Below are 16,892 nucleotides of genomic sequence, written 5' to 3'. Positions count from 1 at the left end.
CAGGGTTTCCTCACAGCGTTTTGATGACATTGACCGAGACATTCTCGGAAACCTCGCCGAACGACATGACGTCCAGCTCCCGGAAACGTCCCTCGATCAGTTTCTTGATGTAGCGCCGCACGTCGACCGAACACAGCAGCACCATGTCCTTGTGGGCGATGTGCACGCTGTCCAGGCCGACACTGAGACGGTCCATCAGCTCTTCCGAGTCGGCCGGCTCCAGGTTGAGGAAATTGCCGCCCGAGGTTTGCCGGATGCCCCGGCGGACCACGTCTTCGAACTCCGCCGACAACAGCAAGACCCGCAGGTCGTTGCCCTGGGCGAACTTGTTGCTGATGTAACGAGCCATCGCGCCGCGAACGTGCTCCACCAGCGCCAGCACGTCCTTTTCCCGGGAGGCCCAATGGGCGAGGGATTCGAGGATGAGCTTCATGTTGCGCACGGAGATGCGCTCGCCGATCAAGCGTTGCAGCACCTCGGCGATCTTCTGCACCGTGACGTGGCGATAGACTTCCTTGAGCAGGTCGGGGTAACGCGCTTCCATTTCGTCGAGCAACTGCTTGGTTTCCTGCACGCCGAAAAACTCCTGGATGTTGCGCGCCAGCAGCGTGACCAGGCAGCGATAACATTCTTCGTCGGCAGGCCGCAGGTGATAACCCAACTGCTGCACCCGCTCCCGGTCGGCGGCCGTAACCCAGACGCCGCCCAGGCGATTGCTATCGGTGCCACGCACCAGGGCAAAGCCCAACGGTTCCAACTCGGGGGAATAATCCAGCAGGCGCCAGTGATCGAAATGAATGTCGAATTGCTCGGCCCGTACTTCATTGATCAGCACCGCCACTTGATGGACCGGCAACGCCTCGCTGGCCCGCAGCCGTGGCTCGGGAATACGCAAGCCGTAATCGACGAAAAACTGGCTGCGAAAGCGCGCCGCCCAGCGCTCCTTCTCCAACGCCTGCAGGCGCGCCGGGGGCACCAGCAGCATCAGGGCGATGGTTTCTGTGGCGATGTTGTCGACATCATCGAGCAGCCCCGACTCGCTCGGCAGCGCGCCTTGCTCGGCGGCTTCGGCGCGGCTTTCGCCCGGGCCTGCCGGGCGCGCGGATTTGCGCTGGCGCACAAACACCACCAGCCCCAACACGCCGGCAATCGACAGGAAGGTCAGCAGCGGAAAGCCCGGCAACAGGCCCACACCCACCGCCAGCAATGCGGTGACGCCGAGGACGAATGGATTGCCGAGCATCTGGGTGAGCATGTTGCGCCCCAGGTTGCTGTCATCGCCGTTGACGCGGGTGACGATGAAACCGGCGCCGATGGCGATCAGCAGCGCGGGAATCTGGGCGACCAGGCCATCGCCGATGGTCAACAGGGTGTAGGTCGACAGGGCCGTGGACAGGTCCATGCCCAGTTGCCCGACGCCGATGGCCATGCCGCCGATGAAGTTGACGAAAATAATGATGATGCCGGCGATGGCATCGCCCTTGATGAATTTCATCGCCCCGTCGAAAGAACCGTACAGCTGGCTTTCACGTTCCAGCACGCTGCGTTTTTCGCGGGCCTGGGCCGCATCGATGGCGCCGGCCTTGAGGTCGCCGTCGATGCTCATTTGCTTGCCGGGCATACCGTCCAGGGAGAAGCGCGCCGCCACTTCGGCCACCCGCTCCGAGCCTTTGGTAATCACGATGAATTGGACAATGGTGACGATGGAAAAAATCACGAAGCCCACCACCAGGCTTTCGCCGATCACGAAGTCACCGAAGGAGGCGATGATCTCGCCGGCGTCGGCCTGGCTGAGAATCAGCCGGCTGGTGCTGATCGACAGGGCCAGGCGAAACAAGGTCGTCAACAGCAGCAGCGCCGGGAACGTCGAATAACTGAGGATGCGTTCGATGTAGAACGAGCCCATGAACACCAACAACGAGATGACGATGTTCAGGCCGATGAGAAAATCCACCAGCACCGTCGGCAGGGGGATGATCAGCATGGCGATGATCATCACCATCAAGGTCAGGATCAGCAGCTCCGGACGCGCGCCGACACTTCGCAGGAACACATTGAGCATTTAGGCCTGGCTCCGCGACAAGATCATGGCTGACCGCCGCACTGGCGCTGCTCGATGCATTCGTGGGCATAGGCAACGTCGGCCAGGCGGGTGAACTGAATGGCCAGGCGTTGTGGCGCCTCTTCATCGGCAAACAGTGGCGGCGGCAATTGCAGGCTGAGCCGCCGCAGGGTTTGCAGCAACGTCGAACGCTCGTGGTGGGCACTGAGCAGCACCTGCTCGCCCAACGCCCCGAGCAGCAGTTGGTCGAGGTCGTCGGGGTAGGTCAACACGCCGAGCAGGAACACCAGCCATTCGGCCTCATCGGGGTTGTGCCGACAGATCAGTGCATCGCCGAGCACGGCGCCGATAAACAGCCCATCGGCCGAACGCAAGCGCTTCAGGTCGGTCACCCGGGTCAACAGTTGGCCGAACTCGAGGCGCGAGCAACTGGGGTCCTGGGCACTGATGTCGGTGAGCAACGCGGCTTCGATGAAGGCCAGTACATTCATGCGCTGTGCCGGGCCATACAGGACGATCCAGTCCTGGTAGCAACCGAGCGGGCCTTCGTCGGACTCGAGGAAATCCCGGTAGGTCTCGCGCAACAGGCCGGCCCTGACCGCCATGCTCTTGCCGAACATCCTGGCCTTGAGCGCGGCGTTGATCCCGGCGTTCATGCGCTTGGGGGAGCCTTGGGCAACCACCGTCTGCAAGAGCGTTTCGAGGCGCTGGCGGGTGTGGGTTTCCAGGTTGCGGCGGCGCAACAGCGCCCGCAGCACCAGCGCCAGGTCGCTGTCATCGGGGAACAGGCGGCGCGCCATCTGCAGCAACCAGGCCACGGGCTTATCCGCCAGCCGCGCCAGGCTCAGCACCTGCCGGGCCTTGGGCACGGTGTCGTCCTCCAGCACGCGCTCGAAAGTATCGGTCAGGGCCTCGGACTTGAGTTCGAACAACCGTCGGGCACGGAACTGCGTCAGCGCCGCCGACAACTCGTCGCTGATCTGCACGATGCGCTGCGCCACGGCCGCCGTTGCGCTGTCGTCCAGCGTCGCCTCGGCGTCGACTTGGGGTTGTGGGTGCTCGGCGGCCTTCTCGGCATTCAACCGGGCCTGGGCGGCCCGGCCGCCCATGGAAACCGGCGGCAGGATCATTGTTCGGACATCCGGAAGTACATTCGCCGCACGCGCTCGTGCTGCTCTGGCGTCAGCAATGGCATGCCCAACTCCACCGTGGCGGATTCAAGGACGTCGCGGATCTCCTTGGGCTGGATCAGAAACACCCGCACCGTGTTGGCCGAGCGGCCCTGGCGATAGCTGAACAAACGGCCGATCCACGGAATCGACCCCAGCACCGGCACGCGGCCGATCTGCTCGCCGTGATCGTCACGGGTGAAGCCGCCCACCAGCAGGCTCTTGCCCTGGGGCACCCGCGCCACGGTACTGATGCGGGTGCGCCCGACCGTCGGCAACGCACTGGGCTGCTCACCCCGGCCGGGGTTCTCGACTTCGTTGCCGTCCTCGATATTGAGCGACATCTCGATCTCGTCGGCCTGGGCGAAACGCGGCAGCACGTTGACCAGGGTGCCGTAGGTGATGTGCTGCAGATCGACGCTGCGCTCCCCCACCAGCGGGGCGTAGAACGTGCGGTTGTTGTCGAAGATCGCCGGCACGTTTTCCTGCGTCAGGATCACCGGTCGCGAGACCACGTTCGCCCGGTGGGTGCGTTCCAGCGCCATGACCTGGGTCACGAACGAGGCGCCGTCGAGTGTGGTGGCCGAGCCGGCGTTGAGCGAGGCGCTGAACTGCCCGCCGGACTTCACCGCGCCCTGCCAGTTGATGCCCAACTGGTTGAGCTCATCCTTGTGCAGGTCGATGATCCACAGCGACAACTCGACGTGGCGTTTCGGCGTGTCGAGGGCATTGACCAGGTTCTCGATGAAACGCACCTGCTCCGGCAGCCCCTTGACCAGCAGGCTATTGGTATCCGGGTAGGCCACCACCCGAATGTTGCCGGCGGCCACCTCGCGGGCAATGATGCGTGGGGCCGTCGGGTCCTGGTCCGAAGAGGTGTTCGCCAGGCCTTCGAGAGGAAACACCGGCATCATCCCCCGCGGTCGCGGTTCGGGGGTTTGCGCCACCGACGGCTCGACCTGTTGCTGCTCGCCACGCAACAACGCTTCGATCACGGTGGCCAGCCCGGGGATGGTCACCTTGTCGTCGCGCAGCTCATATTGGCGGTCGCTGACGAAGGTGTTGCGCACATGGATGACGCCGATCTGCTGCTTGCCCAGCAACAGTTCCGAGCGCTGGTTATCCATCAACCCGGCCGCTTGCACCACCAGGTCGACATACATCGGCGGACCCGACACATGGAACGTCCGCAGCCCGTCGTGGCGCAACGGATAACGCCCATCGTGCAAGCCCGAACGCCCGAGGAACGCCTGGAGCTTGGCGACGGTCAAGGTCTGCAACGACATCATCGCGCTCTTGATTTCCGAGGCGTCATACAGGTAGATCGCCTGGCCATCGCTGTACCAGATCAACCCCATCTGCGCGCTGACGCGCTCGAACGTCCGTTGCGGCGTGCGCAGATCGAACGTCCCGCCAATGCGCTTGGCCGCTGCGGCCTTGCTGACGATGACCGGCTTGCCCAAGGACCCGGATAACTCGCTGAAAAACGTGCGCGCGCTCTGTTCCCGGGCCTCGAAGGTATAGACATTGGCCGCCGCGGCAACGGGTGCCAGCAGCCACGCGCCGTTCAAGCAGAGGAATAACAGGACCCGGGATAACGAACGAGGGATCATCGACTCACTTGCCTGGCAGGTAGGTGATATCGGCCAGGCTGCTGGGGGTAAAACCCACCAGCTCGCGAATCTCCTTGGAGAAATGTGACGAAGAGGCGAAGCCGAACTCCAGCGCGACATCGGTCAGCGAACCGTCCCCGAGGCTCATGTTCAACAACGCCTGGGCCGTGCGCCAACCGCGCAAGGCCGGCTTGGCCGCGCTGCCCAGGGCCTGGTGGCAGAGCCGGCGAAAATGCGAGACCGACACGCCATAACGCTGCGCCAGGGTGGTCAGTTTTTCACTGCGGGTGCCTTGCTCCAGCAAAAACCGCACGAGCCCGTAGCTCTCGTGATGACGCAACAGGCGAGCGACAGCGTGATAGGCCTCGGTGCCGTCCATCGCTTGCCCGATGTACCAGCGTTCGAGCCGTTGGGGCGAGCGGACGATTTCGCCGGTTACCGGCAACAAGGCCCATGGCAACGCGTCCAGCCGTTGCCCGACATCCATCAGGGCATCGCTCATATCCAGGAACGCCTGCAGCTTGACCAGCGTCGCTTCGCACACCGGCGTGACCTGCAGCGTGCCGCCACTGAACCGCAGCGAATCGCTCTGCACCACCAACCCCTCCCAACCGACGGGCAGGCAGTGGCTGCGGCCCAACCGCGCAGCGTTCAACTGAACCGGGGCCTGGGCCACGCGCAGGTGCAGCACGCGTTCGCCCAGATCTGGCAAGGCCGTGGCGCGAATTGATTTGTCCTGCATACCGTCTCCTTTGCGACGTGGCGTTGGAAGGAACGACAGGATGAAAGACCCGACGCCTGAAATCTTGATGGAAAGGTGATGAGGGCCGGGCTGGCATATGCCTTGCACCATTACTGTTCATCGGCGCCCATGCCGGTGGCCAAATGAGTGCCAGACTGAGTAAAGGGACAACGGCGGCATCTGCGGCCCGGCTCTGGCATTTGGCTCGGAGACGGCGCTTTTTTTATGTGTAAAGGTGAAGCGCGATGAATGAAGTTCCAGCCACCCCCCTGGCCTGGGTCAATGGCAGCGATGCCCCGGAAAAGAGCGCGGTCAATCTCGGTTTCATGGCGTTGAGCGACTGCGCCCCGGTGGTGGTCGCCGCCACCCAAGGCTTCGCCCAACCCTACGGCCTGACCCTGAACCTCAAGCGCCAGGCATCCTGGGCCAACCTGCGGGACAAACTGGTCAGCGGTGAAATCGATGCCGCCCACAGCCTGTATGGCCTGGTCTACGCTGTGCACCTGGGCATCGGCGGGGTCGCACCGACCGACATGGCGGTGCTGATGGGGCTGAACCAGAACGGCCAGAGCATCAACTTGTCCCACGGCTTGCAGGCCCAGGGCGTGACCAGTCCTGAGGCACTGGAACGGCACGTGCACCAAACTCGCCCGAAACTGACCTTCGCCCAGACCTTCCCCACCGGCACCCACGCCATGTGGCTCTATTACTGGCTCGCCGCCCAGGGCATCCACCCCTTGTCGGACGTCGACAGCGTGGTAGTGCCGCCGCCGCAAATGATTGCGCACCTGCAAGCCGGGCGCATCGACGGCTTTTGTGTCGGCGAACCGTGGTGTGCCAGCGCGGTGAAGCAGAACCTCGGCTTTACCCTGGCGACCACCCAGACCATCTGGCCCGACCACCCGGAAAAAGTCCTGGGCTGCACCCGGGCGTTCGTCGAGCAATACCCCAATACCGCCCGGGCCTTGGTGATGGCGATCCTCGAAGCCAGCCGCTTCATCGAACAAAGCAGCGAAAACCGTCGCAGCACCGCGCAACTGTTGAGTGCACCCGAATACCTCGATGCCCCGCTGGACTGCATCGAGCCGCGCCTGCTGGGGATCTATGCCGACGGTTTGGGCAACAGCTGGCAGGATCCCCACGCCATGCGCTTCCACGGCGATGGCGAGGTGAACCTGCCATACCTGTCCGACGGCATGTGGTTCATGACCCAGTTCCGTCGCTGGGGCCTGCTGCGCGAAGACCCGGATTACCTGGCCGTGGCCCGGGACGTCCAGCAGCTCAAGTTGTACCGTGAAGCCTGTGCAGCGCTGGACATCGCGCTCCCGGGCCAGGACATGCGCAGCAGCCAACTGATCGACGGCATCATCTGGGATGGCTCGGACCCGGCCGGGTACGCCCGCAGCTTCAAACTGCACGCCTTGAGCGATGCGGCTCCCCTTCTCGCCAGCCGCTGACAGGAGCCACGACCATGCTGCGTATCCTGCTGATCAACGACACCGCGAAAAAAGTCGGCCGCCTCAAGGCCGCCCTGATTGAAGCCGGCTTTGAAGTGATCGACGAATCCGGCCTGACCATCGACCTGCCGGCACGCGTCGAAACGGTGCGCCCGGATGTGATCCTGATCGATACCGAGTCACCCGGACGCGATGTGATGGAGCAAGTGGTGCTGGTCAGTCGCGACCAACCACGACCGATCGTCATGTTTACCGACGAGCACGACCCCAATGTGATGCGCCAGGCGATCAAGTCGGGCGTCAGTGCCTACATCGTCGAAGGCATCCACGCCGCGCGCCTGCAACCGATCCTCGACGTGGCCATGGCCCGCTTCGAAAGCGACCAGGCCCTGCGCGCCCAGCTCCTGGCCCGGGACCAGCAACTGGCCGAACGCAAGCGCATCGAACTGGCCAAGGGCATGTTGATGAAGATGAAGGACTGCAACGAAGAACAGGCCTACACCTTGATGCGCCGCCAGGCCATGAGCCGCCAGCAGAAGCTGATCCAGGTGGCGGAGCAGATCATAGCCATGAACGAGTTGCTCGGCTGAAAGCCTTGTAGCGCCTGGCCTGGCGCCATCGCGAGCAAGCTCGCTCCCACAGGTTTCATGGCCCTTGAAAATCCAATGTGGGAGCGAGCTTGCTCGCGATAGCAATCTAACTTCCAGCATTAATGTCAACTGACCCACCGTCTTCGCGAGCAAGCCCGCTCCCACAGGTTCAGGGCCTCTGAAAAACCATTGTGGGAGCGAGCCTGCTCGCGATAGCCCTCACGCCAATCCCTACTGTTGGCACAGATCTCGCTTAAGCAATCCCACAGGTAACCAACGGCGGTTGCCCCACCTACGACAAAGACGTCGCACACCCTCCTTGCCTCTCTGGCGATCCGGGTTGCGGCGTTTTTTTGTTTTGGCTCTTCGGAGCCGGTGGTGCGACCACAGACGGCGCACTGCCCTAAGCACTGACTCATTTCTCGAGACTTTTACAGCTGAGGTGCGCGATGAATTCAAGCTTCTGGAAATCCGGCCACACCCCGACACTGTTCGCGGCCTTCCTTTATTTCGACCTGAGTTTCATGGTCTGGTACCTGCTCGGTCCACTGGCGGTGCAGATCTCCGCCGACCTGCACCTGACCACCCAACAACGCGGCCTGATGGTGGCGACACCGATCCTGGCCGGCGCCGTGCTGCGCCTGTTCATGGGCCTGCTGGCCGACCGGATTTCACCGAAGACCGCCGGCATGGTCGGCCAGGTGATTGTGATCGGTGCGCTGTTCTGCGCCTGGAAACTGGGCATCCACAGCTACGAGCAAGCGTTGTTGCTGGGCTTGTTCCTGGGCGTGGCCGGCGCGTCGTTCGCCGTGGCCCTGCCGCTGGCCTCCCAATGGTATCCGCCACAGCACCAGGGCAAGGCCATGGGCATCGCTGGCGCCGGTAACTCGGGCACCGTGCTCGCGGCGTTGATCGCTCCGGTGATGGCGGTGGCCTTCGGCTGGACCAACGTGTTCGGCTTCGCGCTGATCCCCCTGGTACTGACCCTGGTCCTCTTCGCCTGGCTGGCCAAGAACGCCCCCGAGCGGCCGAAAGCCAAATCCATGGCCGACTACCTCAAGGCCCTGGGTGATCGTGACAGCTGGTGGTTCATGTTCTTCTACAGCGTGACCTTCGGTGGTTTCATCGGCCTGGCCAGCGCCCTGCCCGGCTATTTCAACGACCAGTACGGCCTGAGCCCGGTCACCGCCGGCTATTACACCGCCGCCTGCGTCTTCGGTGGCAGCCTGATGCGTCCCTTGGGCGGTGCCCTGGCGGACCGTTTCGGCGGCATCCGCACCTTGTTGGGCATGTACACCGTAGCGGCGGTCTGCATCGCGGCGGTGGGCTTCAACCTGCCAAGCTCCTATGCGGCCCTGGCCCTGTTCGTTTGCACCATGCTCGGTTTGGGTGCGGGCAACGGCGCAGTGTTCCAACTGGTGCCACAACGCTTCCGTCGCGAAATCGGCGTGATGACCGGGCTGATCGGCATGGCCGGCGGCATCGGCGGCTTCGTCCTGGCGGCCGGCATGGGCGCGATCAAGCAAAGCACCGGCAGCTATCAACTGGCCCTGTGGATGTTCGCCAGCCTCGGTGTCCTGGCCTGGTTCGGCCTGCACGGCGTCAAGCGCCGCTGGAGAACCACTTGGGGTTCGGCCGCCGTCACTGCGGCTCGGGTATAACCTGCAACCATGAGCTTGCAATTGAGCTTCGCCGAAGCCAGCGCCATCGGCCCGCGGGAAGAAAACCAGGACGCCCTGCGCCTGGTCACCCCGGCGCCGGCCCTGGCCGCCAGCAAGGGTTACCTGTTCGCCATCGCCGACGGCGTGAGCCAATGCGCCGATGGCGGGCTGGCCGCCCGTTCGACTTTGCAGGCCCTGGCCCTGGACTACTATTCCACGCCGCAAACCTGGGGCGTGGCCCAGGCCCTGGACCGGCTGCTGCTGGCACAGAATCGCTGGCTGCAGGCCAACGGTGGCGGGCAACCGCTGCTCACCACCGTCAGTGCCCTGGTCCTGCGGGGCCGGCGCTTTACCCTCGCTCACGTCGGCGATTGCCGGGTCTACCGCTGGCATGCCGATCACCTGCAACGGGTCAGCGAAGACCACGTCTGGGAACAGCCGGGCATGCAACATGTGCTCAAGCGCGCCTTGGGCCTGGATCAACACCTGATCCTCGACTTTCTCGACGGTGAACTGCGCACCGACGAAACCTTCGTATTGCTCAGCGATGGTGTCTGGGCGGTCCTGGGGGACACGGCCATCGCCGGCATCCTGCGCGACCAGCCGGACCTGGACCTGGCCGCGCAGACGCTGGTCAACGCCGCGCACCTGGCCGGCAGCCAGGACAACGCCAGCGCCTTGTTGGTGCGGGTCGATGCGGTGGGTGAAGCCAGCATCGGCGATGCCCTGATCCAGTTGCAGCAATGGCCCCTGCCGCCGGCGCTGAAACCGGGCCAGGTCTTCGAGGGCTGGCAGATCGAAAGCCTGCTCGGCCACAGCCAGCAATCGTTGCTCTACCGGGTACACGACGGCCAAGGCCAACCCTGGCTGCTGAAAACCCTGCCCGTGCAGCTACAGGACGACAGCCGGGCCGGACAGGCCTTGCTCTCGGAAGAATGGTTTCTCAAGCGGGTCGCCGGGCGGCAGTTTCCCGAGGTCCATGGCGCTCCCCAGCGGCAGCACTTGTACTACGTGATGCGAGAGTATCCGGGGGCGACCCTGGCCGAACTGTTCAACCAGGCCGGGGCGCTGCCCCTGGCCCAATGGCTGGACCTGGCGCAACGGCTGGTGCGGGCCGTGGGCCTGTTGCATCGAAGGCAGATCTACCACCGCGACATCAAGCCGGAAAACCTGCACCTGGGCGACGACGGGGAATTGCGCTTGCTGGATTTTGGACTGGCATATTGCCCGGGCCTGTCCGAAGACCAGGCCAACGTGCTGCCCGGCACCCCCAGCTACATCGCCCCGGAAGCCTTCGGCGGCACCGCGCCCACGGCCCAACAGGATTTGTATGCCGTTGGCGTGACCTTGTATTTCCTGCTGACCGGGCATTATCCCTACGGCGAAATCGAAGCCTTCCAGCGCCCGCGCTTCGGTGTACCGGTCAGTGCCAGCCGCTATCGGCCGGACCTGCCCGAATGGCTCGGGCAAAGCCTGGAACGCGCCGTCGCCGCAGACCCGGAACAACGCTTTGAAACCGCCGAGGAGTGGCTGTTGCTGCTGGAACAGGGCGAGCGCCGCAGCTTGAGCGTAAGGCCCAGGCCGTTGCTGGAGCGCGAGCCGCTGAAGGTCTGGCGGACGTTGGCGCTGGTGTCGTTGGGGGTGAATGTTGTGCTGCTGTTTTTGGTGTTTCACAGCTGAGACCCGGTCGCGCCTATCGCGAGCAAGCTCGCTCCCACAGGTTGTGTGTCCACCGCAGATCCAATGTGGGAGCGAGCTTGCTCGCGATAGCGGCTTGCCTGCCACTACATATCCACCGCCTCCACGCTCCATTACCGGGCAACACGCTTTGATTCGGTGCAATAAATCCCTCTTCAACTCGACTCTCCCGCCCGCCCTTCAACAAATCCGCACCTTCCAGCCACTTGGCACAACCACTGCATAACCTCTCTCACCATACATAAAGCAACGCCTCCAACGATGGAGGCGGTGCTTCCCGAGAGAACGGGACCAGGACAAAGGCGTCCTCGCTAGCTTGCTAGCGGGACGCCTTTTTTTGTTTTCGTAAAAATTGCCGAGCCAGTCCGATCGCCGTGACGAAACGGGCCTGGCTTGCGGAGAACCCTGATGAAAAAACTCAAACTGGTGATGATCGGCAACGGCATGGCCGGGGTTCGAACCCTCGAGGAACTGCTCAAGCTGAGCAACGAGCTGTACGACATCACGGTGTTCGGCGCCGAGCCCCACACCAACTACAACCGCATCCTGCTCTCGCCGGTGCTGGCCGGTGAGCAGACGTTCGAAGAGATCGTGCTCAACGACCTGAGCTGGTACCTGGACAACGACATCAAGCTGCTGCTCAACCGCAAAGTGGTGGAGATCGACCGGGTCAAGCGCCGGGTCATCGCCGAAGACGGCAGCGAAGCCGAATACGATCGCCTGCTCATCGCCACCGGCTCCACGCCCTTCATCCTGCCAATCCCCGGCAACACCTTGGACGGCGTGATCGGCTACCGCGACATCGCCGACACCCAGGCGATGATCGACACCGCCAAGACCCACAAGCACGCCGTGGTCATCGGCGGCGGCCTGCTCGGCCTGGAAGCCGCCAATGGCTTGAAGTTGCGGGGCATGGACGTGACCGTGGTGCACCTGGGCGAATGGCTGCTGGAACGGCAACTGGACAAGACCAGCGGCCAATTGCTGCAGACCGCCCTGGAAAACCGTGGCCTGAAGTTCCGCCTCAGCGAGCAGACCCAAGCCCTGCACGACGCCGGCAACGGCCGGGTCGGCTCGGTGCAGTTCAAGAACGGCGACATCATCCCCGCCGACCTGGTGGTAATGGCCGCCGGCATCCGCCCCAACACCGGACTGGCGGAAAAATCCGGCATCCCGTGCAACCGTGGGATCCTGGTCAACGACACGATGCAGACCTACGACCCGCGCATCTACGCCATCGGTGAATGCGCCAACCATCGCGGCACCGCCTACGGTCTGGTCGCACCGTTGTTCGAACAGGCCAAGGTCTGCGCCAACCACCTCGCCCAACTGGGCTTCGCCACTTACAAGGGCTCGGTCACGTCGACCAAGTTGAAAGTCACCGGCATCGACCTGTTCTCCGCCGGGGACTTCATGGGCGGCGAAGGCACCGAGACCATCACCCTTTCCGACCCCATCGGCGGCGTCTACAAAAAGCTGGTGATCAAGGACGACGTGCTGGTCGGTGCCTGCCTGTACGGCGATACGGCGGATGGCGGCTGGTACTTCCGGCAGATCCGTGAAAACCACGCCATCGGCGAAATCCGCGATCACCTGATGTTTGGCGAGAACGCTTTGGGCGACGTCGGCCACCAAGGCCAGGACAAGGCCATGAGCATGGCCGACAGCGCTGAAGTCTGCGGCTGCAACGGCGTGTGCAAGGGCACCATCGTCAAGGCGATCCAGGAACACGGGCTGTTCAGCGTCGATGACGTGAAAAAACACACCAAGGCCGCCAGCTCCTGCGGCTCCTGCGCCGGCCTGGTGGAACAGATCCTGATCAACACCGTCGGCGGCGCGGCGGACGTCAAGCCGAAAAGCGAAAAAGCCATCTGCGGGTGCAGCGACCTCAACCACGGCCAGATCCGCCAGGCGATCCGCGACCAGCACCTGCTGACCATCGCCGGGGCCATGAGCTACCTGAACTGGCGCACCCCGAACGGCTGCGCCACCTGCCGCCCGGCGCTGAACTACTACCTGATCTCCACCTGGCCCGGCGAAGCCCAGGACGACCCGCAGTCGCGCCTGATCAACGAACGCGCCCACGCCAACATCCAGAAAGACGGCACTTACTCCGTGGTTCCGCGGATGTGGGGCGGCGTGACCAACCCCTCCGAGCTGCGGCGCATCGCCGACGTGGCCGACAAGTACAACGTGCCCATGGTCAAGGTCACCGGTGGGCAGCGCATCGATTTGCTGGGGATCAAGAAGCAGGACCTGCCCGGCGTCTGGAAAGACCTCGACATGCCGTCCGGCCACGCCTACGGCAAATCCATCCGCACCGTGAAGACTTGCGTGGGCAGCGAGTTCTGCCGCTTCGGCACGCAGAACTCGACCCAACTGGGCATCGAGTTGGAGCACGACCTGTTCAACATGTGGTCGCCCCACAAAGTGAAGCTGGCCGTTTCCGGCTGCCCACGCAACTGTTCGGAAGCCGGCATCAAGGACGTCGGCATTATCGGCGTCGATTCCGGCTGGGAGATGTACATCGGTGGCAACGGCGGGATCAAGACCGAAGTCGCCGAGTTTTTCGTCAAGCTCAAGACCGCCGAAGAAGTGCGCGAATACAACGGCGCCTTCCTGCAGCTGTACCGCGAGGAAGCCTTCTACCTCGAACGCACTGTGCATTACATGCAGCGGGTTGGCATGGAGCACATCAAGAAGGCCGTGCTGGAAGACCCCGAGCGGCGCAAGGCCCTCCACGAACGCCTGAAGTTTTCCCTGTCGCTGGAGCAGGACCCTTGGAAGCAACGCCTGGAACAGCCTCAGTTGAAGAAAGAGTTCGAAGTCATCACCGTGAAAAACCTGGAGGTGCCGGCATGAACTGGTTGGATATCTGCGCACTGGAAGAGATCAATATCCTCGGTTCGCGCATCATCAACGGCCCCAAAGGCGATATCGCGATTTTCCGCACCAGCGACGATGAAGTGTTCGCCCTCGATGACCGGTGCCCGCACAAGGGCGGGCCGTTGTCACAAGGCTTGGTCTACGGCAAGCGCGTGGCCTGCCCGCTGCACAACTGGCAGATCGACCTGGAAAGCGGCCAGGCCCAAGCCCCCGACGTGGGCTGTGCCCATCATCATTCGGCCCGGGTCGAAAACGGCCGGGTGCAGTTGGCCCTGCGGGACGCAAGCTGATGAACCGCCAGATCACGGCCTCGACCTGCTGTTATTGCGGGGTCGGTTGCGGCGTGCTGATCGAGCATGACGACGAGCGCATCCTCGGCGTCAGCGGCGATCCCGCCCACCCGGCCAACTTCGGCAAACTGTGCAGCAAGGGTTCCACCCTGCACCTGACCGGCGACCTCGCCGCCCGCGCCCTGTACCCGGAACTGCGCCTGGGCAAAGGCCTGGCCCGGGCCCGCACCGATTGGGACAGCGCCCTGGATCACGCCGCCAGTGTCTTCGCCGAGACCGTCGCCGAGCACGGCCCCGACAGCGTGGCGTTCTACATCTCCGGCCAGTTGCTGACCGAGGATTACTACGCCTTCAACAAACTCGCCCGGGCATTGGTGGGCACCAACAACATCGACAGCAATTCCCGGCTGTGCATGTCCTCCGCCGTGGTGGGCTACAAGCGCAGCCTCGGCGCCGATGCCCCGCCCTGCAGCTATGAAGACCTGGAGCTGAGCGACTGTGTGATGATCGTCGGCAGTAACATGGCCTACGCCCATCCCATCCTCTTTCGCCGCCTCGAGGAGGCCAAATCCCGCCGGCCGCAGATGAAAATCATCGTCATCGATCCCCGGCGCACCGACACCTGCGATCTGGCGGACCTGCATCTGGCGATCCTGCCGGGCACCGATGTCGCCTTGTTCCATGGGATTTTGCACCTGCTGCTGTGGGAAGACTGGGTCGACCGCGACTTCATCAAGGCCCACACCGAAGGTTTGGCGGACCTGAAGAACCTGGTACGCGACTACACCCCGGCGATGGTCGCCCAACTGTGCGGCATCAGCGTCGAACAACTGAACCAGTGCGCCGAATGGGTCGGCACCTCGCCAAGCTTCCTGTCGTTGTGGTGCATGGGCCTGAACCAGTCCACCGCCGGCAGCGCGAAAAACAGCGCACTGATCAACCTGCACCTGGCCACCGGGCAAATCGGCCGGCCGGGGGCGGGCCCCTTCTCGCTGACCGGCCAACCCAATGCCATGGGCGGACGGGAAACCGGCAGCCTGTCGAACCTGTTGCCGGGCCACCGCGAAGCGGCCAACCCGGAGCATCGCGCCGACGTCGCCCGTTACTGGGGGGTCGAGCAATTGCCCGCCACCACCGGCTTGAGCGCCATCGAGCTGTTCGAGCAGGTGCGCAGCGGCAAGATCAAGGCCTTGTGGATCGCCTGCACCAACCCGGCCCAGTCGATGCCGGACCAGACAGCGGTACGCGAGGCCCTGCAAGCCTGTCCGTTCGTGGTGTTGCAGGAAGCCTTCCGGACCACCGAAACCGCCGCCTTTGCCGACCTGCTGCTGCCGGCAGCCAGTTGGGGCGAGAAAGAAGGCTCGGTGACCAACTCCGAACGGCGTATTTCCCACGTCCGTCGGGCCATCGGCGCACCGGGTGAAGCGCGGCCGGACTGGGCAATCACAGTGGATTTCGCACAACGCCTGGAGAAACGTCTGCGCCCAGGCCAGCCCAGCCTGTTCGCCTTCGATACCCCGGCCCAACTGTTCGATGAATACAAGCAGCTGACCCGTGGCCGCGACCTGGACTTGTCCGGCATCAGCCATGCTCTGATCGACCGGCTCGGCCCTCAGCAATGGCCCTTCCCGGATGGCGCCACGGTCGGGACGACGCGCCTGTACGTGGACGGGATTTTCCCCACCGACAGTGGCCGAGCGCGTTTCGTGGCCGATCCCTATCGCGCCGCCCAGGAACTGCGTGACGCCCGCTACCCATTGACCCTCAACACGGGCCGATTGCGTGACCAGTGGCACGGCATGAGCCGTACCGGTACCGCCGCGCAGCTGTTTGGGCATGTGAACGAAGCCGTACTCAGCCTGCATCCCGATGAACTGCAGCGGCATCGCCTGCAAGCGGGCGACCTGGTCAGCCTCAAGAGCCGTCGCGGCAGCGTGATCGTGGCGGTGGACAGCGACGACAGCGTGCGCCCCGGCCAAGCGTTCCTGCCCATGCACTGGGGCGATCGATTCCTCAAGGGCGGCGTGAATACCCTGACTCAACCGGCTTTCGACCCCTTGTCGAAACAACCGGAACTCAAGCACAGCGGCGTGCGCCTGGAGCCGGTGAACCTGCCTTGGCAGCTTTTCGCCTTGATCGAAGGCGATGTTCAACAGCATCTGGAGGCGTTGCGCCCCCTGTGCGAGGCGTTTTCCTACGTCAGCCTGAGCTTGACCGGCCGTGAGCGTCCCGCCTTGCTGATTCGCGCTGCCAGCGCCGTCGCGCCCGAACCGCAACTGCTCCAGGCCATCGACGAGCAATTGGGCCTGATCGACGGGCCGGTGCTGGCCTATGACGACCCGCGTCGCGCCATCGGCAAACGGGTGCGCATCGAAAACGGCCGTATCACCGCCATTCGCCTGGCCGGCGAAACCCTGGCTCGGCACTGGCTGCAGAACCTGTGGCTGGAAGGCCGTGCCGATGAACAACTGCGGCGCTGGCTGCTGGCGCCTTTGAGCGCGCCGCCGGGCAATGTTGGCACCGCAATGGGTGGCAGCAAAACGCTGTGCAACTGCATGAACGTCAGCCAGCGTGCGATCTGCGCAGGCATTGAACGTGGCCTGGACTTGCAGGGGCTTAAACAGGAATTGGGCTGTGGCACGCAATGCGGTTCTTGCGTGCCGGAAATCAAACGCCTGCTGGTTGCCACCGCGCAACCGCTGGCGGCTATCTCGTGAGGAAAAC

The 16,892-nt window shown here is 63.8% G+C and carries 11 protein-coding genes; 7 read left to right on the top strand and 4 right to left on the bottom strand.

Annotation, left to right across the window (positions count from 1 at the left end):
* Positions 1–10: 10 nt before the first annotated feature.
* The 4 genes from BM321_RS01070 to BM321_RS01055 are packed head-to-tail and all read right to left on the bottom strand — an operon-like array spanning position 11 to position 5,586.
* Positions 11–2,062, bottom strand: coding sequence for an EscV/YscV/HrcV family type III secretion system export apparatus protein (locus BM321_RS01070; protein ID WP_092441252.1), 2,052 nt, complete (start codon positions 2,060–2,062; stop codon positions 11–13).
* A gap of 23 nt (positions 2,063–2,085) precedes the next feature.
* A complete protein-coding gene (sctW, locus tag BM321_RS01065) occupies positions 2,086–3,192 on the bottom strand; it encodes a type III secretion system gatekeeper subunit SctW (protein ID WP_092441251.1) in 1,107 nt (368 codons plus the stop codon).
* The gene (gene sctC / locus BM321_RS01060; protein ID WP_092441250.1) at positions 3,189–4,844 is read right to left on the bottom strand and encodes a type III secretion system outer membrane ring subunit SctC; all 1,656 of its coding nucleotides are present in this window, start codon (positions 4,842–4,844) and stop codon (positions 3,189–3,191) included. Before sctC ends, sctW begins: the two co-directional genes overlap by 4 nt.
* A 4-nt stretch (positions 4,845–4,848) precedes the next feature.
* Entirely contained in the window at positions 4,849–5,586 is a 738-nt protein-coding gene (locus tag BM321_RS01055) for a helix-turn-helix domain-containing protein (protein ID WP_092441249.1), read from the bottom strand.
* Between the two features lie 245 nt (positions 5,587–5,831).
* Between BM321_RS01055 and BM321_RS01050 the strand changes: the two genes are divergently transcribed.
* The 7 genes from BM321_RS01050 (at position 5,832) to BM321_RS01020 (ending at position 16,885) form a co-directional block, all read left to right on the top strand.
* Entirely contained in the window at positions 5,832–7,043 is a 1,212-nt protein-coding gene (locus tag BM321_RS01050; protein ID WP_092441248.1) for a CmpA/NrtA family ABC transporter substrate-binding protein, read from the top strand.
* A gap of 14 nt (positions 7,044–7,057) precedes the next feature.
* The gene (locus BM321_RS01045) at positions 7,058–7,633 is read left to right on the top strand and encodes an ANTAR domain-containing response regulator (protein WP_060738484.1); all 576 of its coding nucleotides are present in this window, start codon (positions 7,058–7,060) and stop codon (positions 7,631–7,633) included.
* A gap of 449 nt (positions 7,634–8,082) precedes the next feature.
* Complete coding sequence (locus BM321_RS01040) at positions 8,083–9,294, top strand: nitrate/nitrite transporter (protein WP_092327020.1); 1,212 nt, start codon at positions 8,083–8,085, stop codon at positions 9,292–9,294.
* A 9-nt stretch (positions 9,295–9,303) separates the two neighbouring features.
* Positions 9,304–10,974, top strand: a complete 1,671-nt coding sequence (locus tag BM321_RS01035; protein WP_092441247.1) for a bifunctional protein-serine/threonine kinase/phosphatase — start codon at positions 9,304–9,306, stop codon at positions 10,972–10,974.
* 426 nt (positions 10,975–11,400) lie between these two features.
* The gene (nirB, locus tag BM321_RS01030; protein ID WP_092441246.1) at positions 11,401–13,854 is read left to right on the top strand and encodes a nitrite reductase large subunit NirB; all 2,454 of its coding nucleotides are present in this window, start codon (positions 11,401–11,403) and stop codon (positions 13,852–13,854) included.
* On the top strand, positions 13,851–14,168 hold the full coding sequence (nirD, locus tag BM321_RS01025) for a nitrite reductase small subunit NirD (protein ID WP_018605256.1): 318 nt from the start codon (positions 13,851–13,853) through the stop codon (positions 14,166–14,168). Before nirB ends, nirD begins: the two co-directional genes overlap by 4 nt.
* Positions 14,168–16,885, top strand: a complete 2,718-nt coding sequence (locus tag BM321_RS01020; protein ID WP_092441245.1) for a nitrate reductase — start codon at positions 14,168–14,170, stop codon at positions 16,883–16,885. Before nirD ends, BM321_RS01020 begins: the two co-directional genes overlap by 1 nt.
* Positions 16,886–16,892: the final 7 nt, after the last annotated feature.

Source organism: Pseudomonas sp. NFIX10, assembly GCF_900111955.1.
GTDB lineage: Bacteria > Pseudomonadota > Gammaproteobacteria > Pseudomonadales > Pseudomonadaceae > Aquipseudomonas > Aquipseudomonas fluorescens_AA.
Note: the sequence above shows the minus strand (reverse complement) of the source record. Positions and strands in the feature narration are given on the sequence as shown.